Origin of the sequence: Corynebacterium capitovis DSM 44611, assembly GCF_030440535.1 — a bacterium.
Classification (GTDB): domain Bacteria; phylum Actinomycetota; class Actinomycetes; order Mycobacteriales; family Mycobacteriaceae; genus Corynebacterium; species Corynebacterium capitovis.
The window spans coordinates 1,246,696-1,271,621 of the sequence record NZ_CP047117.1 but is presented as its reverse complement, the minus strand read 5'-3'; the positions used below and the strand labels follow the sequence as shown (position 1 = coordinate 1,271,621).

General features: G+C 64.6%; 24 protein-coding genes and 3 tRNA genes. 22 read left to right on the top strand and 5 right to left on the bottom strand.

The window, feature by feature from the left end:
- Positions 1-61 precede the first annotated feature (61 nt).
- The 3 genes from CAPI_RS06230 to CAPI_RS06220 are packed head-to-tail and all read left to right on the top strand — an operon-like array spanning position 62 to position 3,312.
- Positions 62-1,915: a putative nucleotidyltransferase substrate binding domain-containing protein gene (locus CAPI_RS06230; RefSeq protein ID WP_018017783.1), complete on the top strand. Its 1,854-nt coding sequence runs from the start codon at positions 62-64 to the stop codon at positions 1,913-1,915.
- A complete protein-coding gene (locus CAPI_RS06225; RefSeq protein WP_018017782.1) occupies positions 1,916-2,482 on the top strand; it encodes an exonuclease domain-containing protein in 567 nt (188 codons plus the stop codon).
- 38 nt (positions 2,483-2,520) lie between these two features.
- Positions 2,521-3,312, top strand: coding sequence for a fumarylacetoacetate hydrolase family protein (locus tag CAPI_RS06220; protein WP_018017781.1), 792 nt, complete (start codon positions 2,521-2,523; stop codon positions 3,310-3,312).
- Positions 3,313-3,322: 10 nt separating this feature from the next.
- On the opposite strand, the gene CAPI_RS06215 is transcribed toward CAPI_RS06220, so the two are convergent.
- Positions 3,323-4,438 (bottom strand): isochorismate synthase, encoded by a 1,116-nt coding sequence (locus CAPI_RS06215; RefSeq protein WP_026157164.1) that lies wholly within the window; start codon positions 4,436-4,438, stop codon positions 3,323-3,325.
- 76 nt (positions 4,439-4,514) lie between these two features.
- Between CAPI_RS06215 and gltX the strand changes: the two genes are divergently transcribed.
- From gltX to panD, 5 genes are all read left to right on the top strand, one after another.
- Positions 4,515-5,984 (top strand): glutamate--tRNA ligase, encoded by a 1,470-nt coding sequence (gene gltX, locus CAPI_RS06210; protein WP_156806922.1) that lies wholly within the window; start codon positions 4,515-4,517, stop codon positions 5,982-5,984.
- A gap of 132 nt (positions 5,985-6,116) precedes the next feature.
- Positions 6,117-6,188 (top strand) — tRNA-Gln (locus CAPI_RS06205).
- A gap of 211 nt (positions 6,189-6,399) precedes the next feature.
- A complete protein-coding gene (locus tag CAPI_RS06200) occupies positions 6,400-6,558 on the top strand; it encodes a hypothetical protein (RefSeq protein ID WP_018017778.1) in 159 nt (52 codons plus the stop codon).
- A gap of 201 nt (positions 6,559-6,759) precedes the next feature.
- Positions 6,760-6,835: transfer RNA gene (locus tag CAPI_RS06195), tRNA-Glu, on the top strand.
- 405 nt (positions 6,836-7,240) lie between these two features.
- A complete protein-coding gene (panD, locus tag CAPI_RS06190) occupies positions 7,241-7,666 on the top strand; it encodes an aspartate 1-decarboxylase (protein ID WP_018017777.1) in 426 nt (141 codons plus the stop codon).
- Here the strand turns inward: panD and CAPI_RS06185 are convergent.
- Positions 7,663-8,193: a PepSY domain-containing protein gene (locus CAPI_RS06185; protein ID WP_051059728.1), complete on the bottom strand. Its 531-nt coding sequence runs from the start codon at positions 8,191-8,193 to the stop codon at positions 7,663-7,665. The two genes, panD and CAPI_RS06185, sit on opposite strands and share 4 nt — an antisense overlap.
- A 16-nt stretch (positions 8,194-8,209) precedes the next feature.
- Here CAPI_RS06185 and chrA point away from each other — a divergent pair, with 16 nt between their 5' ends.
- The 8 genes from chrA (at position 8,210) to CAPI_RS06145 (ending at position 16,418) form a co-directional block, all read left to right on the top strand.
- Entirely contained in the window at positions 8,210-9,433 is a 1,224-nt protein-coding gene (gene chrA / locus CAPI_RS06180) for a chromate efflux transporter (protein ID WP_211205609.1), read from the top strand.
- A gap of 291 nt (positions 9,434-9,724) precedes the next feature.
- Positions 9,725-9,797, top strand: a tRNA-Glu gene (locus tag CAPI_RS06175).
- 40 nt (positions 9,798-9,837) lie between these two features.
- On the top strand, positions 9,838-10,563 hold the full coding sequence (locus CAPI_RS06170) for a PhzF family phenazine biosynthesis protein (protein WP_040356823.1): 726 nt from the start codon (positions 9,838-9,840) through the stop codon (positions 10,561-10,563).
- Positions 10,564-10,611: 48 nt separating this feature from the next.
- Positions 10,612-11,181 carry a DUF6230 family protein gene (locus tag CAPI_RS06165; RefSeq protein WP_018017774.1) on the top strand — a complete coding sequence of 190 codons (570 nt, stop codon included), beginning with the start codon at positions 10,612-10,614 and terminating at the stop codon, positions 11,179-11,181.
- Positions 11,168-11,758, top strand: coding sequence for a DUF6114 domain-containing protein (locus CAPI_RS06160; RefSeq protein ID WP_018017773.1), 591 nt, complete (start codon positions 11,168-11,170; stop codon positions 11,756-11,758). Before CAPI_RS06165 ends, CAPI_RS06160 begins: the two co-directional genes overlap by 14 nt.
- Entirely contained in the window at positions 11,748-12,563 is an 816-nt protein-coding gene (locus CAPI_RS06155; RefSeq protein WP_018017772.1) for a hypothetical protein, read from the top strand. The genes CAPI_RS06160 and CAPI_RS06155 overlap by 11 nt, the downstream gene beginning before the upstream one ends.
- A 160-nt stretch (positions 12,564-12,723) precedes the next feature.
- Positions 12,724-13,677, top strand: a complete 954-nt coding sequence (locus CAPI_RS06150; protein WP_018017771.1) for a pyridoxal-phosphate dependent enzyme — start codon at positions 12,724-12,726, stop codon at positions 13,675-13,677.
- On the top strand, positions 13,653-16,418 hold the full coding sequence (locus tag CAPI_RS06145; RefSeq protein ID WP_026157160.1) for an FAD/NAD(P)-binding protein: 2,766 nt from the start codon (positions 13,653-13,655) through the stop codon (positions 16,416-16,418). The genes CAPI_RS06150 and CAPI_RS06145 overlap by 25 nt, the downstream gene beginning before the upstream one ends.
- A 7-nt stretch (positions 16,419-16,425) precedes the next feature.
- Here the strand turns inward: CAPI_RS06145 and CAPI_RS06140 are convergent, their stop codons facing one another.
- Positions 16,426-17,121 (bottom strand): IclR family transcriptional regulator, encoded by a 696-nt coding sequence (locus CAPI_RS06140; RefSeq protein WP_026157159.1) that lies wholly within the window; start codon positions 17,119-17,121, stop codon positions 16,426-16,428.
- Positions 17,122-17,167: 46 nt separating this feature from the next.
- Between CAPI_RS06140 and leuC the strand changes: the two genes are divergently transcribed.
- Together leuC and leuD are read left to right on the top strand one after the other, a co-directional pair.
- Positions 17,168-18,589, top strand: coding sequence for a 3-isopropylmalate dehydratase large subunit (gene leuC, locus CAPI_RS06135; protein ID WP_018017768.1), 1,422 nt, complete (start codon positions 17,168-17,170; stop codon positions 18,587-18,589).
- Between the two features lie 11 nt (positions 18,590-18,600).
- Entirely contained in the window at positions 18,601-19,188 is a 588-nt protein-coding gene (gene leuD, locus CAPI_RS06130) for a 3-isopropylmalate dehydratase small subunit (protein WP_018017767.1), read from the top strand.
- Positions 19,189-19,197: 9 nt separating this feature from the next.
- On the opposite strand, the gene CAPI_RS06125 is transcribed toward leuD, so the two are convergent.
- Positions 19,198-20,235, bottom strand: a complete 1,038-nt coding sequence (locus tag CAPI_RS06125; protein ID WP_051059739.1) for an NUDIX hydrolase — start codon at positions 20,233-20,235, stop codon at positions 19,198-19,200.
- An 88-nt stretch (positions 20,236-20,323) separates the two neighbouring features.
- Between CAPI_RS06125 and CAPI_RS06120 the strand changes: the two genes are divergently transcribed.
- Entirely contained in the window at positions 20,324-21,322 is a 999-nt protein-coding gene (locus CAPI_RS06120) for an NAD(P)H-dependent glycerol-3-phosphate dehydrogenase (RefSeq protein ID WP_018017765.1), read from the top strand.
- Between the two features lie 20 nt (positions 21,323-21,342).
- Positions 21,343-22,398 (top strand): D-alanine--D-alanine ligase family protein, encoded by a 1,056-nt coding sequence (locus tag CAPI_RS06115; RefSeq protein WP_018017764.1) that lies wholly within the window; start codon positions 21,343-21,345, stop codon positions 22,396-22,398.
- Here the strand turns inward: CAPI_RS06115 and CAPI_RS06110 are convergent.
- Positions 22,367-23,284, bottom strand: a complete 918-nt coding sequence (locus tag CAPI_RS06110; protein ID WP_018017763.1) for a DUF3515 domain-containing protein — start codon at positions 23,282-23,284, stop codon at positions 22,367-22,369. The two genes, CAPI_RS06115 and CAPI_RS06110, sit on opposite strands and share 32 nt — an antisense overlap.
- Positions 23,285-23,318: 34 nt before the next feature.
- Here CAPI_RS06110 and CAPI_RS06105 point away from each other — a divergent pair, with 34 nt between their 5' ends.
- Positions 23,319-24,281, top strand: a complete 963-nt coding sequence (locus tag CAPI_RS06105; protein WP_018017762.1) for a thiamine-phosphate kinase — start codon at positions 23,319-23,321, stop codon at positions 24,279-24,281.
- On the top strand, positions 24,281-24,922 hold the full coding sequence (locus CAPI_RS06100; protein WP_018017761.1) for a uracil-DNA glycosylase: 642 nt from the start codon (positions 24,281-24,283) through the stop codon (positions 24,920-24,922). The genes CAPI_RS06105 and CAPI_RS06100 overlap by 1 nt, the downstream gene beginning before the upstream one ends.
- Positions 24,923-24,926: the final 4 nt, after the last annotated feature.

Below are 24,926 nucleotides of genomic sequence, written 5' to 3'. Positions count from 1 at the left end.
CCGCTCAAAACACCGGCGCAAACGGCCCTAGCCCCGCCTCGCCGCGCGATAGGCTCGATGTATGACAGTTGAACTCGACGAGGTTCGTTCATTCCTCGCCGACCACGAGCCTTTCTCTCGCCTGCCAGCCGAGGCGCTCGATGTCTTGCCCGCGCACATGGCCATTACGTACGTCCGCCGCGGCGAGACGATTGTGCGCCGCGGTGAGAGGAACGACACGCTCTACGTCATCCGTTCCGGCGCCGTCGACGTTCTCTCGGATGACGATGTCCTCATCGACCGGAGAGATACAGGGCGCAACTTCGGCTACTCGACTCTTATCGACGCCCCCGAGTCGCGCTACTCCATGGTTGCCGTCGAAGACTGCCTAATTCTCACCCTGCCCCGGGAGAGCTTTACGCGGCTTGTTGCGGAGCACCCTCATATCGGGCGTTACTTCCAGTCCGCGTCTCTGCGCGTCAGAGCAGCGGCGAAGGAGATGCGGGAGGCGGGGGCAGCCGCGGATGTTCTGCGCACCCCGCTCAGTGAGGTGGTGGCGGGCCGCAATCTCGTGACGATTGGCGCGGACGCCAGCATTTCCGCCGCGGCGCGGCTGATGGATGACCGCCAAGTGAGCTGCCTTGTTGTCGAGGGCGCGGCTGAACCCGGCATTCTCACGGACCGGGACTTGCGCTCGCGGGTCGTCGCCGTCGCAGCGGACCCCTCCCGGCCCGTCGCGGAGGTCATGACGTCCCCGGTGCGCATGGCTGCCCCCGAGACCCTCGTCTTCGAGGCGATGTTGCTCATGGGCGAGCTGGGCATCCACCACCTCCCCGTGGCCGGTCCCGAGGGAATCAGCGCCGTAGCGACCAGCAATGACATCATGCGGCAGCTGCAGTCTGACCCGATATATCTTTCCGCCGACGTCGCACACAGCGACCTCGCGGAGCTCGCGGGTTCTTTTCGACGCGCCGCGTCCGTCGCCGCCCGTTTTCTAGACCGCGGGGCCTCCGCTTTCGAGGCTCAGCGCCTCCTGTCCAGTATTGCGGATTCAATCGCCCGCCGGTTGACCGTGCTGGGGGTTGAGGAGGTGGGCCCGCCGCCAGTTCCGTTCGCGTTTGTCGCGGTGGGCTCACAGGCGCGCCACGAGATGGGGCCCGCCTCCGACCAAGACAACGCATTCGTCCTCAGCGATGCCTACGACGAGGGTGCCCACGCGGCGTATTTTTCCGCACTGGGGGAGTTCATCTGTGACGGTCTCGCCGAAGCCGGGCAGGCGCGCTGCCCCGGAGGAATGATGGCCTCCTCACCGCAGTGGCGCATGACGGAGTCGCAGTGGGCGGAGACGTTTCACACCTGGGTCACAGCTCCTAATCCCGACGCGTTGCTGCACGCCCAGGTGTTTTTCGACTTCCGCTGTCTCGCCGGGGAAACGGAACTGGCTGGCCGGGTGCATGATGCCGCGCAGGCGGCGGCGCGTGGCTCGCGGCGCTTCCACGCGCACCTGGCGGCCTTGGCCACCCGCCGCGAACCCCCGCTCAGCTTCTTCCGCGGTTTTGTGCTGGAACGCTCAGGTGACTACGCCGCCACTTTGGACGTGAAGAAGGGTGGGACAGCCGCGGTCGTTCAGATGGCGCGCTTGTACGCGATAACGGCCGGGGAGACCGAGCTGGATACGGTGGCGCGGATCCGCGCAGCAGCCGGTTCGTCCATTTCTTCACGGGGGGCAGACGACCTCATCGATGCCTACGAATACATCACCACGCTCGCCCTGCGCCACCAGGCCGAGCAGCTGCGGGCGGGGGAGAACCCCGATTACCACATTGACCCCAGGGCGTTAAGTAGCCGCGACCGTGACGACCTCCGCGACTCATTCCGGGTGATTAAGTCTCTCCAGGCGGCCCTGAGCAGCCAGTACCCGGTCAGGAGTATGTAAATGGCTCCGGCATGGTGGCGACGCGAGGAGGCCGACAACGACGCGCTGCTGGCCGTCGACGTCGAGACGACCGGGCTGACGCCGGGGCGGGACCACCTCGTCTCGGTCGGCTGGGTGCCTGTCAACCGCAAGGTGATCGACCTGTCGCAGGCGCGCCACTACCTCATACTCGGGGCGCGGGTCGGGAACTCCGCGACCCTGCACGGTGTGACCGATGACGACATCGCCCGGGAGGGGGTACCCGCAGCCGCCGTCCTCGATGCATTTGATCAGGCCTTCCGGGGTAGGCGTTTGCTGGCGCATTTCGCTCAGATGGAGCTCTCCTTTTTGAATTACGAGTCGAAGCGCGTGCGGGGAACGTCGATAAGAATGCCTGCCCGCGACGTCGTCGATACCTTCGCGCTCGAGCGGAGGCACATGGAGAGAATGGGGACGTACCCGCGGGGTGAGGATCTGCGGCTGGCGCGGGTCCGGCAGCGCTATCACCTGCCCACGTACCGCAGCCACAACGCGCTGACGGACGCAATCGCGTGCGCTGAGCTGTACTTGGCGCTGACCTCCCGCTAACCCGGAAGAGCGTAAGGGGGTGGGGTAAGCTCTCCCCCATGCGTTTTGGACGAATTGCTACCCCCGAAGGCATGACCTTCGCCGTTATCGACGACGACGCGACGACGGCCAAGGCCATAGCCGGAACCCCGTTCACGGAACCCGAGTACACGGGGAAGGAATGGGCCCTCGGGGAGGTACGCATTCTCGCGCCGATGCTCCCGTCCAAGGTCGTGGCCATCGGCCGCAACTACGCCGATCACGTCGCCGAGGTGTTCAAGCAGTCCGCCGAGCACCTGCCTCCGACCCTGTTTCTCAAGCCCCCGACAGCCGTGATCGGGCCCGAAGCCACCATCAAGATCCCGGATTTCGCCACAAAGGTCGAGTTCGAGGGGGAAATGGCGCTTGTCGTGGGCACGCCCTGCAAGAACGTCAAGGCTGAGGACTGGAAATCCGTCATTCGCGGCGTGACAATCGTCAACGACGTGTCATCCCGTGATCTCCAGTTTGCCGACGGGCAGTGGGCCCGTGCCAAGGGCATCGATACTTTTTGCCCGCTCGGCCCGTGGATCGAGACGGATCTGGATAAGTTCGACTTCTCCAACACGCCGATCAAGGCCCACCTCACCCACGAGGGGCAGACGGAGACGAAGCAGGACTCCAACTCGAACCAAATGATCATGAACCTCGGCGAGATTGTCGAGTTCATCACGGCGTCTTACACGCTTCTTCCTGGCGACGTCATCTGCACCGGCTCGCCCGCCGGCACCGCGGAAATGACGCCAGGTGATTACATCGAGGTGGAGATCCCGGGGATCGGCCGCCTGGGAAACCCCGTCGGTCGCGCCTAGTGTCCCGGGGTTAAAGGCCCAGCGCGCGCATAATGGTGCGCAGCTTGGCCGTTGTCTCATCCAGCTCCGCGTGGGGGTCTGAGGAAGCCACGAGGCCGCCGCCGGCCCAGGTGCGCGCGCCTGTTCCCGCCGCGTTGACCTCGGCGCAACGGATCGCCACCATATATTCGCCATCGCCGTTGCTTGTTGTGTATCCGACTGCCCCGCCGTAGAACCCCCTGTCGGACTCTGCGGTGGAGATGAGCGCCTCAGCGGCGTCGGTAGGTGTGCCGCACACGGCGGGGGTGGGGTATAGACGCAGCGCGAGGTCGAGTGCGTTGAGGTCTGGGTTTTTCAGCACCCCGTTGATGGGGGTAGCGAGATGCCACATTTCGCTCGTCTTTTCCAGAACGGGACGGCTTGGAACGTCCAGCGTGGAACACAGCGGAGCGAGGATATCTCGGATGTGTTTGACCACGTAGGCGTGCTCGGCGAGGTCTTTCTCCGAGTTGTACAGGCTGCGGGCAGCGAGTTCATCCGCGCGCGGGTCGTGAACGCTGCGCGGTGCCGATCCCGCGAGGGGAAAGGAACTGACGTGCACGCCGCGGCGACGCACGAGCACCTCGGGGGAGGAGCCCACGAAGAAGTGGCCTTTCCTGCCCGCGGGGCTCAAGTCCGCGATAAAGCCGTCGCGGGTGTAGGACAAATCGATGAGGCGAGCCGCGACGAGACGGGGGTCTACCGGCGGGTTGAAAGCGATGTCTACGGCACGCGCGAGCACCACCTTGTCCAGGACAGAACTTCTAATCGTCGACACCGCCGCTTCGATGCGCCGCAGGTGTTCCTCCGGCTCGGGGTCGAAGGCGTCGATCCGCGCCGAGAGCTGTGAACCTTCACCGACGCGGTAGTAGGGGTGCGGCTCGAGCGTGCCGGGTTCAGTAACCACCGTCCGGGGAACGGTCAGGGCCGCGGGAGAGTCGCGGTCGAAGGGGAGCGCGCCGACAACGATGTCCGCGCGGCCCGAGGCAAGGGCATCGAGAGCTTCCCAGGGGTCGGCGAAGCTCGCACGGGAGCCCTGAGTGCGCACCGACCCATGACTACGTGAGAGGAGAAAATCGGGTGCTGTCGCAGGGCGGGTTCCAGACATGATTGGCAAGTGTAACGGCCGGAACGCGCCCGCTACGATTGTCCCCATGACTGAATCCTCCACGGTTCCTGCTGCGATGCGCGTTCGTTTCTGCCCCTCGCCAACGGGCACCCCGCACGTCGGCATGGTGCGAACTGCGCTGTTTAACTGGGCGCAAGCGCGCCATTCTCACGGCACGTTCGTCTTCCGCATCGAAGACACCGACGCTGCCCGCGACTCGGAAGAGTCCTACCAGGCGATCATCGATTCTTTGACCTGGCTGGGCCTCGATTGGGACGAAGGCGTGGTGGTGGGCGGGCCCCACGAGCCATACCGGCAATCGCAGCGCGGGGACATCTACCAGGAGGTGCTGGCCAAGCTCATCGAGGCGGGAGAGGTCTACCCTGCCTACTCCACGGCGGAAGAGGTGGAGGAGCGTCACCGTGCCGCTGGCCGTGATCCGAAGCTGGGGTACGACAACTTCGACCGCACCCTGAGCGAGGCCCAGGTGGCCGCCTTTGAAGCCGAGGGACGTAAGCCGGTGTGGCGCTTGCGTATGCTCGAGCAGGACTGGACGTGGAACGACCTGGTGCGCGGTGAGGTGACCTTCAAGGCTGAGACGCAGCCCGACTTCGTTGTCGCCCGCTCCAACGGGGCGCCGCTCTACACGCTGGTTAACCCTGTCGACGATGCCCTGATGGGAATCACGCATGTCCTGCGCGGGGAGGACCTGCTGTCCTCCACCCCGCGCCAGCTGGCGCTGTACGAGGCGCTAAAGCGAATCGGCGTAGCTCAGTCCACGCCCGAGTTCGGCCACCTACCCTTTGTGATGGGCCAGGGCAATAAGAAGCTGTCGAAGCGCGACCCCGAGTCCAACTTGTTTAACCACCGCGACAACGGGATCATCCCCGAGGGCATGATCAACTACCTCGCGCTGCTGGGCTGGTCCCTGTCCGCCGACAAAGACATCTTCACCGCCGATGAGATGATCGCGGCCTTCGACGTGAAAGACGTACTGGGCAACCCGGCACGCTTCGACCAGAAAAAGCTCGAGGCGATCAACGCCGATCACATCCGTCTTTTGCAACCAGAGGACTTCGCGCAGCGCCTCCGCGCGTACCTCACGGAGTACACAGATTTTCCCGCCGATTACCCGTCGGAGAAATTCGCTGTCGCGGCCGATCTCGTGCAGACGCGCATCAAGACGCTTTCCGACGCCTACGGGCTGCTCCGGTTCCTCACGGTCGCCGATTCCAAGCTGCGGCTGGATGACAAATCGGCGAGGAAGAACCTCAAGGAAACTGCGATCCAGCCGCTTGAGGTGGGAATCTCGGCCCTAGAGGGCGTCGGGGAGTGGACGACAGGCGCCATTGAGGCTGCTTTGACCAAGGCGCTCATTGAGGATCTGGGACTCAAACCCCGCACGGCGTTCGGAGCGCTGCGGGTCGGCGTGACCGGCGCGGCAGTCTCCCCGCCGCTGTTCGAGTCGATGGAACTCTTGGGCCGCGAATCGACCTTGGCGCGCCTCCGTTCGGCCCGGGCACTGACCCCGTACGAGGGCACATAACACGCGACGCACGGTGACGTCATCCCGTCTGAGCTGGCGATTTGTAGGGATAACGCCACCGTGTCTATAGTAATCAACGTCGTTCAGCGCCCCCGGGAACTGCAAGCCGGACCCGGAAGTTCTGAAAAACGATGGCCTATGGTGTAATTGGCAACACAACGGTTTCTGGTACCGTCATTCTTGGTTCGAGTCCAGGTAGGCCAGCTGCAAAGCTCGATATGCACAACGCCCCACGCCCCTCTCGCGGCATGGGGCGTTGTCTTTGTTAGTCCCGCTTCTCGCCGGTTACCTTTCCTCCGAACGGTTCACTTTCGAGAACAGTTCAATGCTGGGTGTCAGCACCCTGGAACTCGCAGACACGTGGGTTAACCATGACCGTTTCCGTCCCCCGCCATCAAGGCGAGGAGGTGGCTCCATGACGAAGGGCCTTGTCGTCGACGACGACTCCACGATTTTGCACACTCTGAGGATCAACCTCCGTACCGAGGACCTGCGCCGCGTGCGGGAGGCTTCCCCAGCGCCCACCTCGTGCTGTCAGCACGCGACCGGCCTGGCGACATCGTGGAGGCGCTAGACGACGGGGCGAACGACTTCATCACTAAACCCTTCAGCATCGAAGAACTCACGGCCCGGGTGTGCGCGTGCCTGCGCACGAGCGGGCTCGCGGCTTAACCGGGGCGCCTAACCTTCGTACAGCTGCTGCTTCTGCCTGGCGATTTGCTAGATGATTGAGAGATGCTTTAAGTTTAACGAGTCGCAAGCGACAAGCGAACATGCCCCGTTCGTCTAGCGGCCTAGGACGTCGCCCTCTCACGGCGGTAACACGGGTTCAAATCCCGTACGGGGTACCAACGAGTAGTCGGTGTTTACACGCCGGCTACTTTACTATTACCCCCGACCACTGTGGCACAAAGAGCGCGTGTGCTGGCCAAAAGGGACTCGGCGGGTTAATACCAGGCGTACCCGCTGGCGGGGACTGAGCCGCCTGGGCCGGGGGGACTACAATCAACATCACCGATACGGAGAAGTTAATACGCTGAATGGAACCCCGCGTGCCATCCACTTTAAGAATCGCGGACGTAGTCACGGGTGAGCGAGAACCCGGGCTAGAGACACTTCCGCTCTTTGGCTCAAGCGGTTCCAGTCAGCAACAGTATCTGTGTCGGCGGGAAGCTCCTCGGCCACTTTCGTCGGGGAGCTTCCCTACCTCTTTTACGGGGTTGGCGGCTGGGGTGGTACGCGATAGTGTTGCCCCTGTGTTGCGCACCATGCTCAAATCCAAGATCCACCGAGCCACGGTCATGCAGGCCGATCTGCACTACGTCGGTTCCTGCACGATTGACGCCGACCTTATGGACGCTGCTGACATTCTCGAGGGCGAGCAGATCGACGTCGTCGACATCAACAACGGCAATCGCTTGACGACCTACGCCATCGCTGGAGATCGAGGGAGCGGAGTAATCGGCATAAACGGCGCCGCTGCGCGACTGATCAACCCGGGTGACCTGGTTATCATCATCGGTTACGCACAATTCAGCGAGGAGGAACTCGCTGGATACGCGCCACGAATTGTGTTCGTTGACAACCTCAACAGGCAGCTCGAGGCGGGGCATGACCCCGCCTCCGCGCCCGGGGGCTCGGGGCTGGTGAACCCGCGCCACGTGGACTTTCCTCTTTCTTAGCCGGTTATAGGCTGGCTACGCCGCTGACGGAAGCGCGCCAACAGGGCGTCGATAAGCATGAATGCGATCAAGCTCGCGCCGAAAAGGGGCGCGATGACGCAGTAGACGGGGGCGCACAGACTGAGCAAGACCACAGCCCAACGCGGTAGTCGCGACCATGCCGCGGGGCGTGGCATCGCGCGGCCGCGCTTGAACCACATGGCGTAACCGTAAAGGGTAAGCACCAGGATCAAAAGACCGAGTGCGGCGAGGGCGAGCTGACTGGCTATTCCGAAGAGAGTGCCCATGTGGAGCTGGATGAGCCGCGCCGTCGCCTGGGCCGCAAGGGGGCAGGAGGAGAAGGGCAGGGTGTCGACGATTTCGCCGGTGCGTCCGTCGACGGCCACAGCATCGTTGGCGAGCTTATACGCCTGGCGGGTCTCCGTTGCTACCCGCGCAGTTCCGGGTTGCGCCGGGGGAGTGAGCTCGAGGGTTCCGGTCAGGCCGGAGGCGCGGGGGAGTGTACACACTGCGGACAGACGCGTCATCGCGCATTCTAGAGAGGTGTCAAACGAAGCTACGGGCGCCGGTTCGAGGGCCCGCTCGATAAGAAACGCCGGCGAAGTGTTCGGCACATTCCTGCGCCTGGGTCTGACTTCCTTCGGCGGCCCGGTCGCTCACCTCGGCTATTTCCGCGAGGACATTGTCCAGAGACGGAAGTGGATGAGTGAACGTGAGTATGCAGACTTAGTCGCGCTATGCCAGTTCCTTCCTGGCCCGGCGTCGAGTCAGGTGGGTATGGGGATCGGCCTGCGCCGCGCCGGGCTGCTGGGAATGGCTGCCGCGTGGGTTGCCTTTACCTTCCCCTCGGTGGCGATCATGGTTGCCTGCGCTGTCGGGGTCGCCCACCTGGGTGATATCAGCGGCGCCGGGTGGCTCGTGGGCCTCAAGGCCGCCGCGGTGGGTGTTGTTGCCCAGGCGGTGTACGGCATGAGCCGCTCCTTTTCGTCCGGCCCGGCCCGCGCCACCATATCGGTTGGGGCTTTCGCCCTCGTCGTCTTAACAGGGTGGCCGCTAATCCAATTCATCGTCATCGTCGCCGGGTTGGCGTGCGGCATTGTGTTTTTGCGTTCGCCGGAGTCGAACGAGCCAGACGACGACGCTAGTGCACCCGTTAACCTGCCACGCTGGGTGAGTGCTGCCAGTCTCGTGGCCTTCGCCTCACTCCTGCTTGCGCTTCCTGTTTTCGTTGCGCGCACAGACAACCCGGCAACCCACATCTTCGGTTCCTTCTTTGAGGCCGGCGCCCTCGTTTTCGGCGGTGGACACGTTGTCCTACCCCTCCTAGAACAGGCGGTCGTGCCCTCCGGCCTCGTCAATCATGACGTCTTCCTCGCCGGGTATGGGGCGGCCCAGGCGGTTCCGGGCCCGCTGTTCACTTTCGCATCGTTTCTGGGTGCCAGCTCCGAGGGGATTGGCTGGGCTCCCGGTGCGGCCATCGCCACCATCGCCATTTTTCTGCCGGCCGCTCTCCTTGTCCTCGGGTGCCTTCCCCTGTGGTCCACTCTGCGCCGCCACCGCCTCGCCTCGGCGGCTCTGGCCGGTGCGAACTCGGCGGTGGTCGGTATTCTCGGTGCCGCGCTGTACTCCCCGGTTTTCACTTCCGGGGTGCACGGCCCGGCGACCCTCACGGTGGCGGTGGCTTCCTTTGTGGCGCTTCAACCGTGGAAGATCCCGGCGTGGGCGGTTGTCCTGTGCGCCGCGGCACTGGGCGCCGTCGCCCTCTAGCGAAAGGGTGTTCGGATCCTCGAGCCCGGGTCGTTCGCGCGTGTTACCCTACCGCCGTAACTCACGTGCCCGAGCTTGCATCCGAGAGGTGGACATCCCTCGTCGGTGACAGTTCTTCTCAACCGAGCACGTCGCTTGTCGAGGAGATGGAGACACGGACATCGGCGTTTTCAACTGACATCGCGGCTTCGCCGTTCGCTCGATTATCGACGATTAGCGCTATGAGCTGCTGATTTGTGTCGTCGCGAGCCGTTGTTTATGGTTAACCAGTCGCAAGCGACAAGCGAACATGCCCCGTTCGTCTAGCGGCCTAGGACGTCGCCCTCTCACGGCGGTAACACGGGTTCAAATCCCGTACGGGGTACACAGAGTAAACCGCCCCTCGACCTTCTAGTCGGGGGGCGGTGCGCATTTTCACTCCCACCGAGGAGTTCCCCTTCGCTGGGCACCCAACCCTCGGTTCGGCGGGGGCGTGGCTCGAGCTGGGGGGTCGGCCTGCTCGCCAAGGGGAGGTCGTACAGGAATGTGGTCTCGGCCTTGTTCCGGTCAAGCTCGGCACCGAAGGCACCTTGTACTTCGCCACGCCCCCTCTGCTGCGCTCTGGGCCTCTCTCCGCGCGGGATCTGGACGGGGTGACCGGTGCTTTCGGCATCGCGAAAGCGGATGTTGAAGCCTCGGCGTGGAGCGACAACGGGCCGGGCTGGCGAGTGGTGCAGCTGGTCGACGTCGACAAGCTTGCTGCTCTTTCGTGGCCTGGTTCCTCGAGTCCGAAAGTGGGGTTCTTCGCACTCACGGGTAGCTTGGACCCCGCCTACGAGGTCCGGGCCTTTACTCCGGTTGGGGAAGACCCCGTGACAGGAAGCCTCGGGGGAGCGGTGGCCCAGTGGGCGCGGAAGCAAGGCCTTGTGCCGGAGGAGTACACCGCCGCGCAAGGGTCGTACGTGGGGGGGGGAGGCAAGGGCGGGTCCGCATCGTCGACAACGGGGACCAGCTGTGGGTGGGGGGATCGGTTCGGACTCACGTCCGCGGTACGCTTCGCGTCGATAGCGTGGGCCGATAAATCGGTTAAAAATTTTCGTGAGTCGGCTCACTATTGCGGGTCTTGTGTGTATTGTGTTCACATCTGCTAAATATTGTTGTCCCCTAACTACGGCGGGGATGCAGGAAGGAACACGATCATGGGATACACAAAGAAAGGGCGCCTCGCCGCTATCGTGGCGGCTGGGTTGCTCGCGGTGGGGGCGGAGACGACTGTCATGGCCCAGACTGGGATGTCGGCGAACCTGGCCCTGTCTAACGTCATCTTCACCCAGCAGGTCGGTGGAATCTCCGGCGAGGATTTCGACCTCTTCGTTGACGCTGAGGCGATGGAAAACGGCAATATCGGTGTGTCCCGCCTCCACATCCAGAAGGCCACCATCACCGATCTGTGCATGTCGGCGCCCATCGACTTGCCAGGAATCGGGGCCAAGAAGTTCCAAATGCTCGTGGCGGGTGACGGGACAACCGCAACTAACTTGGTCATCGGCGCGAAGGACATGTCAGGTACGCTGACCATGACCGACACCCATATCGGCATTGATGCCGAGCATCTCTCCGACAAAGCGGCTCCGGGTGCGTTCGGCCTCAGCGCTACAGGATTATCGGCGGTTGACCAGACCATCCACGCCTCGTCCATTTCCGCGGACAGCCTGTCGGCGCGAGGCGGCGCGATCACGATCGAGGAGGCGGACGGTGGCAGCTGTTAAACGTGAAACCTATAGCCCGGAGGGTGGTTCAACAAGGGTCGACCTCGCAGATGGAGATGACCTCGGGGATATCCTCGGCCCCGCCCAGGAACCGCCCCTCCTGCAGCAACCGCCGGCGCAGGAAAAGCCTGCCTTTGAGCCCGTGACGGCCGGAGATGAGTCGACGCCGGGCAGAGGGCGTCTTGGGCGCTTCGGCTCGTGGGTCAAGCAGCGGCCGTTCACGGCCGGTTTGTTGATGATCCTTGCGGGTGCGGTCATCCTCACCCCGGCCTATTTGTCGTTCGAGGTCTCTAACATTCAGATCCAAATCGCCACGATGTCCGGTGTGTCAACGCTGCTCATCGGGGTCTTGCTGATCAGCTGCGGGCTGATGACGTGGTTTCAACGGGACGCGCGCATCCTCACTGGTATCACAGCTCTCATCCTCGCCATCGTGGCCATTCCGACCTCTAACTTCGGCGGTTTCATACTGGGTACACTTCTCGCCCTTCTCGGCGGTGCTTTCGCCTTGTCCTGGGTGCCGAGGGACAAACCGAGTAAGGCGGATCGAAAAAGAGGCCGGAACAATGAGGATTAACCGACACCGCACGCGGGTTGGTATCGGCGCGGTGGTGGCTGCCGCCGTGGTGGCGTGCGCGTGGGCGCAGCCGCACGTCACAGCCCAGGTCGCACCCCAGGTTCCCAAACTACCCTCCGTGGACGACGTGCTTAGTGACATCCAGGCTACGCTGCCCCAGGTACCGGGCGCCCCCACCCTTCCGAATCTCCCCACGCAGCCGTCCTCCCAAACTCCCCCCGGCTTCGAAGGAATCGCGCTGCCCCCCTTGTTGGCGGCAAAGCCGCTGGCGTTGCCGGAAATCGCGGGCCTCGACTTCGCCCCGCCCGGCCCGATCCCTGGGATGGGCACCCCCTTCGGCGGCACATACACCGTGCAGACTGACTCCACTGCGCTAAAGGGAAACGTCAAACTGTCCTACATCACCTTGGACACCGCCCAGGGGCCCAAGCCCGCCATCCGTATCGACGCGGACCAGGTGATCCTGGACAATCTCCGGGTCCGCTTTCCTAGCAGCGTCGCGGGCATCCCCGACCAGTGGCAGCGCAGCGGGCCCGGCAAGATCACCACCCTGACTGGCAACTTCCACATCATTGTGGCGTCCATGAGTGTCACGCCTCAGATCGCGGGCGTGACTCTACCCATACCCATTAGTGTGAGTGCGGACATGGCGGGCGACGACATTGGACGCGCGCTGAAACAGATCGGGGCTGGCATGCCGGACGTGCTCTCCGACCAGATGGTCATGCTCAACGGTACGATGGAGGCCTACTACATTTCGGCGAATGAGCTGAAGGCGTCCCCGGGGACGACGATTAGCAGTTAAGGGAGTCGGCGGGCGCGACGCCACGCGCCCGCCGACTGTCTCCGAAGAATGAGACTCTCGTCACGTTCGGATCCCATTTTGGGTTGGTCACGGCCTACGTTCGGGGTTGCGCGGCCCGCGGCGCCCCCTTGGTGTCCAGATTAAGCATAAGGTTAATTTCATGGATTTACAGACCAGCCCCGACCTTCTCTCGGCTGTTGGACGAACCCCCCTCGTGGCGTTCACCGGCTTTTCGCAAGCGCCAGGTGCGCGCGTGTGGGGCAAGCTCGAGTCTTTCAACCCCGGCGGGAGTGCGAAGGATAGGACTGCTAGGGCGTTGGTTCAAGACGCCACCGAACGAGGTGTCCTCGGGCCGGGGAGCATCGTCGTGGAGTCTAGCTCCGGCAACTTGGGCGTCGCTCTCGCGCGGGAAGCCGTCGTCGGTGGCTGGAAGTTTCACTGCGTGGTGGATCGCCGCACGAACCAGGCGACCCTTGCGCACATTCGGGCTCTGGGTGCCACGATCCACGAGGTCACAGAGCCCGATCCCGAGACGGGTGACTGGCTTACCGCGCGGCGTACCCGGGTGGCGGAGTTAAAGGACGAGCTCGGAGCTATCAACCTCGATCAGTACTCCAACCGGGCCGCCTTCGACGCTCACAGCGAAGGCACGATGCGCGAGATTGTGGCGCAGCTCGGGCACGCCCCTGACGTTCTCGTCGTCGCGGTGAGCACGACGGGAACCGTAGGTGGCTGCGCGCGCTACATCGCCGAGCACGGCCTGCATACCCGCGTGGTCGTGGTGGACGCCGTGGGCTCGGTTCTCTTCGGCGGCGAACGAGGCCAACGGATCCTGCCTGGTTACGGGGCAGGAGTAGTCACTGACCTCTCCCGCGAGACCACGCCAGATGACATTGTGCGCGTTACCGCCGCTGAGGCCGTCGATGCGGCCCGCGCGCTGGCGAAGTCGACCGGATTCCTCCCGGGTGCTTCGGGCGGGGCGGTATGCGTGGGCGTTGAAAAGTGCCTGCATGATGACCCTAGCGCGGAGATCGTCGCGATCTTTCACGACGACGGCAGGGCCTACCTCGACACGGTCTACAACGACGAATGGGTAGAAAGGAACGTTCGGTGAAGGTAGCCATCATCGGCGGAGGCCCGCGCGGCTTGTGGGCGGCCGAGGAGCTCATGGGGCGCGCCCGAGAGCGCGGGGCCCGCATCGACCTGAGCGTCTTCAACGACGGGCCGATCAGCGGTCCTGGCGCATTCCAACAAGATCTTCCCGCGCGGTGGTTGCTCAATGTTCCCGCGCACATCATTTCCTCGCAGCTCGGCACGTTCAACGATTGGCGCGGGGCGGACGACATGTACCCGCCGCGCCGTGACGTCGGGCGGTTCCTCACCGCTTCCTGGGACGCGCTCGAGCGGCACCTCCCTGCCGGGTGCGCGCTGACATTCACCGACACAGAGGTTCGCTCTATCGCTCGAAGTGGGGAGAAGTTCGAGGTCGAGGGCTCTCTTTTCGACGAGGTCCTAGTGACCACTGGCCACGCCACGCGGTGGCCGGGCCAGTTGACCAGCGCTGAGGTCGGTGGGTTGCCGGTCATATCCCCGGCCTACCCCGCGACTCAGCTTGACCGCATTAGCAGCGAGGACGTCGTCCTAGTGCGGGGCGCGGCGCTGACGTTTATCGACGTTGTGCGCTACGCCCCGGCGAAGGCGTTCTACCCGGTCACCCGCGGTGGGCGATTCATGGAGGTCAAGGCCCAGCCGTCGGCGCAGGCGCAGGCCCAGGTCGACGACTTGGTCACGCAGGCCGGGCCGCGGTTCCTGGCCGCAGCAGACTTCGACGCTCTACGGGCGGCCCTCGCCGGCCTAGCCGCGTCCATTGTGCAGGCGCTGGGCGGTTCCGCGGCCGCCGGAGAGATCGACGCAGTGCTTGCAGGCACTGACGGCACCGGTGATGCGGTATCCGATCTGAGACGCTCATACGCGGCGGCAACCGGCGCACAACCGTGGACGGCGGCGACGGCGGTGGGGTACGCCTTCCGCGCGGCGTACCCCTACATCATTGAACGCTCCTCTTTCGGCGGGCGTGATTCCCTCGGCGGCGCTCAATTCGGCGCGCTAACCCGCACCCTGGAACGCGTGGCCTTCGGTCCGCCGCCCGAAACGGCTGGGGAGGTGCTCGAACTCATCGATGCTGGGCGGATCCGCACCGACGTCCTCGGCAGCGGCCACGACGACCTCGCAGATGTTGCCGCCCGCGTCGGAGCCACCTGCGTCGTTGACGCCGTCATCGCCCCTTCCGGCGTGGTTCCGGGGACTCTCGCGGGCGCGTTGGTCGAGGCGGGCCTCGGCCACGTTCACCCCGAGACGGGTTCGTTGATCGTCGAGAGCGACGGCACCGTGGCGGGCACCCCGCACCTCGCCGCGGCGGGCCGAGTCAGCGAGGGGTGGATTCTCGGGCACGACACCCTGCGCCGGGGAGCGCATGAGGTGATCCCGTCGTGGGCGCGACGTGTCACCCGCGAGGCAATGGACACCCCAGACCGGGTACACGGGATGCCCCCACTCGAGGCGCGGCTCGAACCCTGGTCGCGGGATCTGGTCGCCGACTTCTCGGAGTGCCGGCGCCTCGTCAACACGTTCGGCAGCCCCGTTAACGTGCTTCATCCGGCCCCCATGCTTGCCAACGTTGACGAGCTCGTCACCGCTGGCGATGAGTGCGGCGTCGAGGTCAAGGTCTTCTTCGCGCGCAAGTCCAACAAGGCGCTGACGTTCGTCGACACGGTGCGCGACGCCGGCCACGGAGTTGACGTGGCGAGCGAGAATGAACTGCGTCAGGTGATCGCCCGTGGGGTGCCGGGGGAGCGGATCATTCTCTCCGCCGCCGTCAAGCCCGATGGGTTGCTCGATCTTGCTATCGCCAACCGCGTCGTCATTTCCGCAGATAACCGGGAGGAGTTCGCGCGGATTCACCGCATAGCTGGTTCACGCACGGCGTTCGTCGCCCCCCGGCTCGCGCCCGACCCCAACCTCTTGCCACCCACCCGTTTCGGGGAGCGCTCCGCCGTCTGGTCCAGCTTCCTCACCCCAGGCCCGGACAATGTGGCCATCGTCGGAGTCCATGCCCACCTGCATGGTTACGCCGCGTCTGATCGCCGCGTCGCGCTGCGCGAGTGTCTCTCGCTTATCGACGCCCTGCGCGCCGCCGGGCACGACCCGCAGTTCATCGACTTAGGCGGCGGCGTCCCCATGAGCTACCTCGACAGCGCGCAGCAGTGGGAGGGTTACCAAAGCGCCATCGCCGCGCAACGGGCGGGTTACGCCGACCCCTTCACGTGGAAGTCCGACCCGCTGACCACGACCTACCCTTACTATCAGCGGCCCACCCGCGGCGCGTGGTTGCGCGATGTCCTCGGGGATGGGTTCGCGGAGGAGCTCACCCGGCGCGGTCTTCGCCTCCACCTCGAACCGGGGCGGTCCCTTCTCGACGGCTGCGGGCTGATCCTCGCCGACGTCGCCTTCGTGAAGACGCGTAGTGACGGTCTGTCGCTCGTGGGCTTGCACATGAACCGGACGCAGTGCCGCACGACGTCGGACGACTACTTGGTGGATCCCATCTTGGTCGCGTCCTCTTCAGAAGGCGAGGAGTGTGAAGCCTTCCTGGTCGGGGCCTACTGCATCGAGGATGAGCTGATCCTGCGCCGGAAAGTGCGCTTCCCGCGCGGGGTTTCCGCGGGTGACATCGTCGCTATTCCAAATGCTGCCGGCTACTTCATGCACATCTTGGAATCTGCCTCGCACCAGATCCCGCTGGCGAAGAACGTCGTTTTCCCCGAGTGTGTGCTCGATGACATCGACCTCCACTAAGGAGGCACTAGCCCTTCACAGCTTGACTGAGGCGCTCTGCCGCGGCGTGGAGCTGCTCTCCCCACGTCGCTGCGGGGCTGGGGCTGAGGCGCTCGACGGGGCCCGAAATCGAAAGGACCGCCACGAGGGCACCATCGGTACCCAGGACTGGCGCCGAGACACTGGCCAGGCCCACCTCGCGTTCTGCGACGGACTCGGCGACGCCAGTTTCGCGCACCTGGTCGAGTTCGTGGGAGGGGAAGGCGGTGGCGTCGATAAGCGAAAATGCAGCGAAAACGCGTGCCGCCGAACCGGCTGTCAGGGTCAGCTGAGAACCCACGGGAACGGTGTAGGTCAAGCCACTCGGGGGCTCGTGTGCGGCAATGCACGTCCGCGTTGTGCCGGTGAGTTCGTAGAGCTGGGTGGACTCGCCGGTAAGCTCGACGAGGTCCCGCATCACGGGTTCGGCGGCGGTGAGGAGACGCGGCGGCGTCGAAGATGAGAAGCGGGCTAGTGCGGCCCCGACGGTCCACTCGCCGCCCGGGGTGCGAGCGAGGACATGGTGGACCTCGAGGGCTGTGGCGATGCGGTGCGTCGTTGCGCGTGGCAGGCCTGTGTCCTCGCTCAATGCCGCGAGGGTCTTAGATCCTGCCGCGACCGAGCGCACGATTGCCACTGCCCGGTCGAGTACTTTGATCCCCGAGTCTTCGCTATACTGTCTCACTTAACGGATAGTATCATTCCGCATTGTGGGAATACAGGAGGACATCATGGCAGACAAGCCGTTGACTCTCGCGGAGAAGGTATGGCGGGACCACGTGGTGACCAAGGGGGAGAACGGGGACCCTGATCTCATCTACATCGACTTCCAGCTCATCCACGAGGTGACCTCTCCACAGGCCTTCGACGGGCTGCGGATGTCCGGGCGAACCATCCGCCATCCGGAGCTGCACCTCGCTACGGAGGACCACAACGTGCCCACCCTCGGAATCAAGACGGGCAACCTCCTGGAAATCGCCGAGCCGACATCCCGGACCCAAGTGGAGACGCTCCGACGCAACTGCGCTGAGTTCGGCATCACGTTGCACGCGATGGGCGACGTCAAGCAGGGCATCGTCCACACGGTAGGGCCCCAACTGGGGATCACGCAGCCCGGAATGACCATCGTCTGCGGGGACTCACACACGTCTACCCACGGCGCCTTCGGTTCCATTGCCATGGGCATCGGCACGTCCGAGGTAGAGCACGTCATGGCCACCCAAACGCTGTCGCTGAAACCCTTTAAGACGATGGCCATTGAGGTATCCGGAGAACTGGCGGAGGGAGTGACCGCGAAGGACCTGATCCTGGCGATCATTGCCAAGATCGGCACGAATGGGGGCCAGGGCCACATCATCGAGTATCGCGGTGAAGCTGTGCGCAAGTTGTCGATGGAAGCGCGCATGACGATCTGCAATATGTCGATCGAGGCAGGCGCCCGGGCGGGAATGGTTGCTCCTGACGACAAGACGTTTGACTACGTCAGGGGCCGCGAGTACGCCCCAACAGGCGCTGAATGGAACAAGGCGGTGGAGTACTGGAAGACCCTTCCCACTGACGACGGCGCGCAGTTCGACACAGTCGTGCACATCGACGGCTCCGCTCTGACCCCCTACGTTACGTGGGGCACGAACCCGGGCCAAGGCTTGCCGCTGTCGGAGACGGTGCCAGACCCAGAGAGCTTCGGCGACGACACCTCGAAGTTCGCCGCCGAAAAGGCATTGCGCTACATGGACCTCACCCCCGGCACGCCGCTGCGCGACATCAAGATCGACACCGTGTTCCTCGGATCGTGCACGAACGCCCGGATCGAGGACCTGCGCGCCGCGGCGTCAATCGTGCGCGGGCGCACCATCGCGCCGGGCACGCGGATGATGGTGGTGCCCTCGTCGACAATGGTGAAAAAACAAGCCGAGGAGGAGGGGCTCGACGAGGTCTTTCTCGCGTTCGGTGCCGAATGGCGCACCGCCGGTTGCTCGATGTGCCTAGGTATGAACCCCGACCAGCTGGCACCGGGAGAGCGCTCCGCGTCGACCTCCAACCGCAACTTCGAAGGCCGCCAGGGTCCCGGAGGCCGCACCCACCTCGTCTCCCCGCTCGTCGCCGCCGCCACCGCCGTCGCCGGGTACCTCGCTAGCCCCGCCGACCTGTAAAGGAGAACCCCGTGGAAAAGTTCACCACTCACACTGGGGTCGGGGTGCCCCTGACCCGCTCGAACGTCGACACCGACCAGATCATCCCTGCCCGCTATCTCAAGCGGGTCTCCCGAACGGGGTTCGAAGACGGCCTTTTCTCCAACTGGCGTGAAAACGAACCCGACTTCGTGTTGAACCAGGAGGCGTACAAAGACGGTTCCGTCCTGTTCGCAGGGCCCGATTTCGGTACAGGATCCTCCCGCGAACACGCCGTATGGGCTTTGGGGGACTACGGCTTCCGCGCCGTGTTCAGCCCGCGCTTCGCGGACATCTTCCGCGGCAACGCGGGCAAAGGCGGGCTCCTCGCCGGGCTGATGAGCGAGTCAGACATCGAGCTGGTGTGGAAGCAGCTCGAACAACGCCCCGGGCTGGAAGTTACGGTGTCCCTGGAAGATCGCACCGTCACGGTGGGGGAGTCGACGTACACCTTCGATATCGACGACTACACGCGGTGGCGCCTTATTGAGGGGCTCGACGATATCGGGCTTACGCTGCGCGATGGGGACGCTATTGACGCTTTTGAATCCCGCCGCCCGTCCTTCAAACCCCGCGTTTAACCCCGTTCCCTAACGCACCGGCAGCGCAGAAGGCATATAGTCCGCCCCGGTCAGCTCCCCTTTGTGGAAGGAAAGCACCCACACGCCGCCCTTCTTCACCGGGATGTCCCCGTCGATAGGAAGCCGGCCGTTGGCCGCGAGCCACGCGATGATGTGTGGCATCACGGTGCCTTGGCCGCACACAACGCTAGTACCGCCCCGCTCGATGACCTCCGTGATCGCTTGCTGCGCCGCCACCTGGTTTTCCAGCCAGCCCTCGTCGCCGAACCGCTTGTCGACGGTGACCTCGAGGCCCAGTTCGTCGGAAAGCGGGGCAACCGTTGTGAGGCACCGGTCGGGTTCAGCGGAGTAAATCCGCTCCGGAGCGAAGGGGGCCAGCATCGGGACGAGCATCTCTGCTTGGCGACGTCCCTTTTTGTCAAGGGGACGAAGGTTGTCATCCCCGGACCACTTCTGCCGGTCGTGCGCCCGGGCGTGGCGCACGTAGAGAATTCGTGCGTCTGCGGGCAACCCGAAGCGCTTGCCCGCCTTTTCCAGCACCTGTCGGTCGCATTCGTACGTGATCAGCTCCATTGCCTCCGCGAGAGGCAGCCAGCGCAGCTCGTCCACCTCCTCGTTGGGGGTGAATTCACCGCCGGTCACCTGGCCCGTCCAGTAGTAGACGACCTTCATGGAGTCCTTGACGGGGTAAATCGTCTTGCCTAGGAGCTTGCCCAGGCGGACGTCGTAACCCGTTTCCTCCTTGATCTCCCGCACCGCCGTCGCAACCAGAGACTCGCCCGGGTCGACCTTGCCCTTCGCCAGAGACCAATCGTCGTAGTGCGGGCGGTGGATACAGGCGACCTCGACACCTTCAGCACCGCCAGCAGCGAGATCGCCGCGCCACAGGACGATGCCGGCGGCGAGAGTGGTTCGTTCGAACTCCCTCGACGGGTGGCGGGGAATCTCCTGCAACCGGCCCGTCAGGAACATTTCTCCCTGATCGTCCTTATCTTGCTCGTGCAACGTCGCCTTTGGGCTCGCTTTCGGGGCCGTGTCTTTCGCCATGGTGATATTGTGGACCACTTCGGGCGCAAGGGCGAACTCATCTACACTGAGCGTCGTTGGTGAACAGAGGAGGATGAAGGAGCCGGAGATGCACAAGGTGGCGGTGATGGGCGCCGGCTCATGGGGAACGACTTTGGCCAAGGTTTTCGCTGACGCGGGAAATGAGGTCACCCTGTGGGCGCGGCGCACTGAACTGGCTCAGAACATCGCGCGTTGCCACGTAAACCCGGACTACCTCCCAGATATCGCCCTGCCGACCTCAATTACTGCGACCTCAGACGCCGCCGCTGCCCTCCGGGGGGCGGGCATCGTCGTCTTCGCCGTACCCAGTCAGACGATGCGCGACAACCTCACCGCGTGGGCGCCGCTCCTTCCCGACGACGCCACGTTGCTGTCCATCTCAAAGGGCATCGAGTCAGGCACCCACATGCGCATGTCTGGGATCATCGCGGAAGTTACGGGGGCAAGCCTCGACCGCATCGCAGTGCTGTCCGGCCCCAACCTCGCCAGAGAAGTCGCCGAAGGGCAGCCCGCCGCAACCGTCATCGCGTGCTCGGACCTCAACCGCGCTAAGGCCGTTCAGGCCGCCTGCGCGACGAGCTACCTTCGCCCCTACACCAACACCGACGTTGTGGGGTGTGAAATCAGCGGTGCATGCAAGAACGTCATCGCTCTCGCCTGCGGCATGGCGGCGGGACAGGGACTGGGGCACAACACGCTGGCCAGCTTGATTACGCGCGGTTTGGCCGAGATCACGCGGCTGGGCACCCGTCTCGGGGCAGACCCCAGGACTTTTGCCGGTCTCGCTGGCATGGGGGACTTGGTGGCCACGTGCTCCTCGCCTTTGTCGCGCAACCGCACTTTCGGGGCTGCGTTGAGTAAAGGGGCGAGCATCGAGGAGGCGAAACTCGCCACAAAAGGCCAGGTCGCTGAGGGGGTGGCCTCGTCCCAGAGCATTTACCAGCTAGCCCAACAGGTCGGGGTCGATATGCCGATCACCCACTCGGTTTTCGCCGTCTGCCACGCCGGATATTCCGTCGCGGATTGCATCGTGGCGCTGATGGGGCGGTCCAAGAAATCGGAATAGCCCTCTGTAGGATCGGCGGGGTGATTCGAATTGCCGTCATTTACGGTGGTCAGTCCACCGAACACTCCATCTCCTGCATCTCAGCTGGCTCGATTATGCGTGAGCTCGACCCGGCGGTTTACGAGGTCTTCCCCGTCGGCATCACCCGCGACGGCACGTGGGTAACAGGCACCCTTGATCCTGTCGGGCAGGCCACCCTTCCCGAGGTCAGTCCAGGGCGCGAGATCGCGCTCTCGCTCAGCCCGGCACGGCGCGGTGAGTTCCGCGACCTCGAGACGGGCGAGGTCCTCGCCACCGTTGACGTGGTTTTCCCCGTGCTCCACGGCCGTTTCGGGGAGGATGGCACCATCCAGGGCCTGCTTGAAATGGCCGGCGTCGCCTACGTCGGCCCCGGGGTGTTGGCCTCCGCGTGTGGCATGGACAAGGAGTACACCAAAAAGATCATCGCGGCCGCGGGTATTGCCATCACCGACGAGATCGTTCTCACCGAGGGCGCATCGCTTGACGACGCAGCCCGCGACCGCCTCGGACTGCCCGTGTTTGTGAAGCCGGCGAGCGGCGGGTCGTCGATAGGCGTGTCCAAGGTGAGCGACTGGAGCGAGCTCGACGCCGCAATCGCTCTGGCACGGGAATCCGACTCCAAAGTCATCGTGGAGGCGGGTCTGACCGGAGACGAGGTGGAAGTTGGCGTCCTCGAGCACCCGGACGGCCGCGTTGAGGCGTCGCTGCCAGCGAAACTCAACGGAACGGAAGACGGGGAGGAAGGGTTCTACGGCTTCGAGACGAAGTATCTCGAAGACGGGGTGACGGCGACAATTCCCGCGCCCTACGACGAGCAGCTCACTGCGGAGCTGCAGACGCTCGCGATCACCGCGTTTCGCGCGCTCGGCGGCTCCGGCTTGGCTCGCGTCGATTTCTTCGTGACTCCTTCCGGGCCCGTCCTCAACGAGGTCAACACCATGCCCGGCTTTACGTCGATCTCGATGTATCCGCAGGTGTGGCGGGCATCGGGGGTGAGCTACCAGGAGCTTTTGAATACGCTGATTAACTCCGCTCTGGCACGCTCGCAGCGATAGCGTCGGAGAGAGCCGTTACGGCCGCGTTTCCTTCCTCGCTAGGCAGGTAGGCGGCAACCACGTCCTTTCTCCCCAGTGCGTACCAGGTCGAGGACGTCGTGCCGTTGGCTACCTGCGTGTCTTCGAACCAGGCGATGCCGTTGATCTGATAGATCTGGGCCCCGGCCGCGTATGCCGGCGGGTTAGCCACGCCGCAGCGCACTACGATGGGCTCGCGCCCGGCGTGCACCCACAAAGCGGTGTCGTGCTGATCGGCATCCACGCGCTCGTAACCCTGCGCCACCTCGGCGGGAAGAGCGTCAAGGAGGCTCCGGCACGTACTGTCGGTGCCGGCAGCCAGGTCGCTCAGCGGTGCCGGCGCGGGTTGCGCATCCTGCTGTGGCAGGGCTGAAAGATCGAGCTCGGCGACGGGGTCGTCGCCCGCGGGGCCCAGTGAAGTCACGGCCACGGCGGGTAAGCGATCGACGGTGTACCACGTCGACATCGTCGACCCCGGGGTGAGATCGTCAACACGCATCCAGCGTGCCCCACCTTCCACCTCGGTCGGGGTGTACGTCGTGTACTGTGCGGGCAGATCCACGCCGCAGCGCAGGGTCACCCGGTCCAGGGAGGACGTCTGCCACGCCGCGGCTCCGGCCGGGGCGGGTTGGGCGAGCTCGGCCCGGCGGCGGCCGCCGAGGTTGCGCGGGAGGGCGTCGATAAGCTGCGTGCACTCGGAGGAATCCGCGAGCGGGGAGGAAATATCGGCGAGGGCAACCGGCTGACGCGCGACCCGCTCGTATACCACTTTTGCACCGACGAGTACCCCGACGACCAGGGCGAGCGCCAACCCAAGTGAGACGGCAATCACCCGCGGGCTAAATTGGTTCTCGCTCGCCACGCTCATGGCGACTCAGTCTACTGAAAGGGCTCTCCGTCTCGTGATACGCACCGGATTCCCCCACGCGGGGCCGACCATCGGTGAGGTCGGGGAGCAGGAAGTCATTCGCTCGATTGTCGCGGCAGCGCCGTCGACAGTGAACGGCGATGACGCCGCGGTACTGTCCCAGGCGGCGCCGAACAGCCGAGTGGTAGCGACCACGGACATGCTCGTGGAAGGACGGCATTTCCGTGCCGATCTCACCACGGCCTATCAGCTCGGGCGCAAAGCGGTCGTGCAAAACTTCGCCGATATCGAGGCCATGGGTGCCCGCCCAACCGCGGCGCTGTTGGCCATTTCAGCCCCCCCGTCGCTGCCGCTGGCTGTGCTTACCGAGCTGGCGGAGGGAGTCCACTCCAAGGTAGAGGAGTATTCCAGCGAGTTGGTCGGCGGCGATGTCACGGGTGGCGATAGTCTCGTCGTGTCTTTGTCGGCGATCGGCGTGCTAGGCGGCAACCGTGACCCCCTCACCTTGTCTCGTGCGCGCCCGGGGCAGCACATTGTGGCCCACGGCCGCATTGGGTATTCCGCCGCGGGGTTTGCCCTGCTGTCCGCGGGCGTGCCCATCCCCGCTGAGCTGGAACCGCTTGCGTTGCAGCATCAAGCGCCTGAGCTCACGCCGGGCCGCGGCGTCATCGCGCGAGCGGCGGGGGCGACGTCGATGACCGACAACTCCGACGGTCTCATCCGCGACCTCGGCCACATCGCCTCTGCCTCCCATGTCGGTTTAGATCTCGACGAGGACGCCATCGCTCCAGATGAGGCCTTGCTCGCCGCGGGGGAGGCGCTCGGCATCGACCCGTGGACATGGGTGCTCGGCGGGGGAGAGGACCACACCCTGTTGGCGACGATCGAAGGCGATGCCCCCATCGGGTTCCGCACAATTGGCGTCGTACGCCGGGGCGCCGGGGTGACCGTAGGTGGCTCCACGCCCCGCTACACCGCGGGATGGGAGAGTTTTTGATGTTGCCTGTCCATGACTCGTGGAAAGAACCCCTCGCGTCCGTCGAAGATACGATCCACATGCTGGGGGACTTCCTCCGCGCGGAGGAGTCGTACTTACCCCGGGGTGCGGACATTCTTCGCGCCTTTGCAGACCCTTTCGATGCCGTGCGCGTCCTCATTGTGGGCCAAGATCCTTACCCCACACCCGGCCACCCCATGGGTCTGTCCTTTTCCACGCAGCCGGGTGTGGCCCCGCCGCGCTCCCTGGTCAACATCTACGAGGAGCTCCGAAGCGATGTGGGAGTGACGCCTCCGGCAGACGGGGACCTCACCCCGTGGTCGCGTCAAGGGGTGCTCCTGCTGAACAGAGTGCTTACGGTCCGTCCCGGCCGGCCAGGTTCTCACCGGGGCAAAGGGTGGGAAAAAGTAACGGAACAGGCCATCCGGGCGCTGGCCGAGCGGGATCTTCCGCTTGTCGCCATCCTGTGGGGCCGTGACGCGCAAACGGCAGCCCGGTTCCTCGGTGATGCCCCCCGGATCGAATCTGTCCACCCCTCGCCGCTTTCGGCCCGCCGCGGGTTCTTCGGTTCGCGGCCGTTTTCGCGGGCCAACGCGGCCTTGAAAGAACTCGGCGCGGACCCGATCGACTGGTCACTGTAGAATC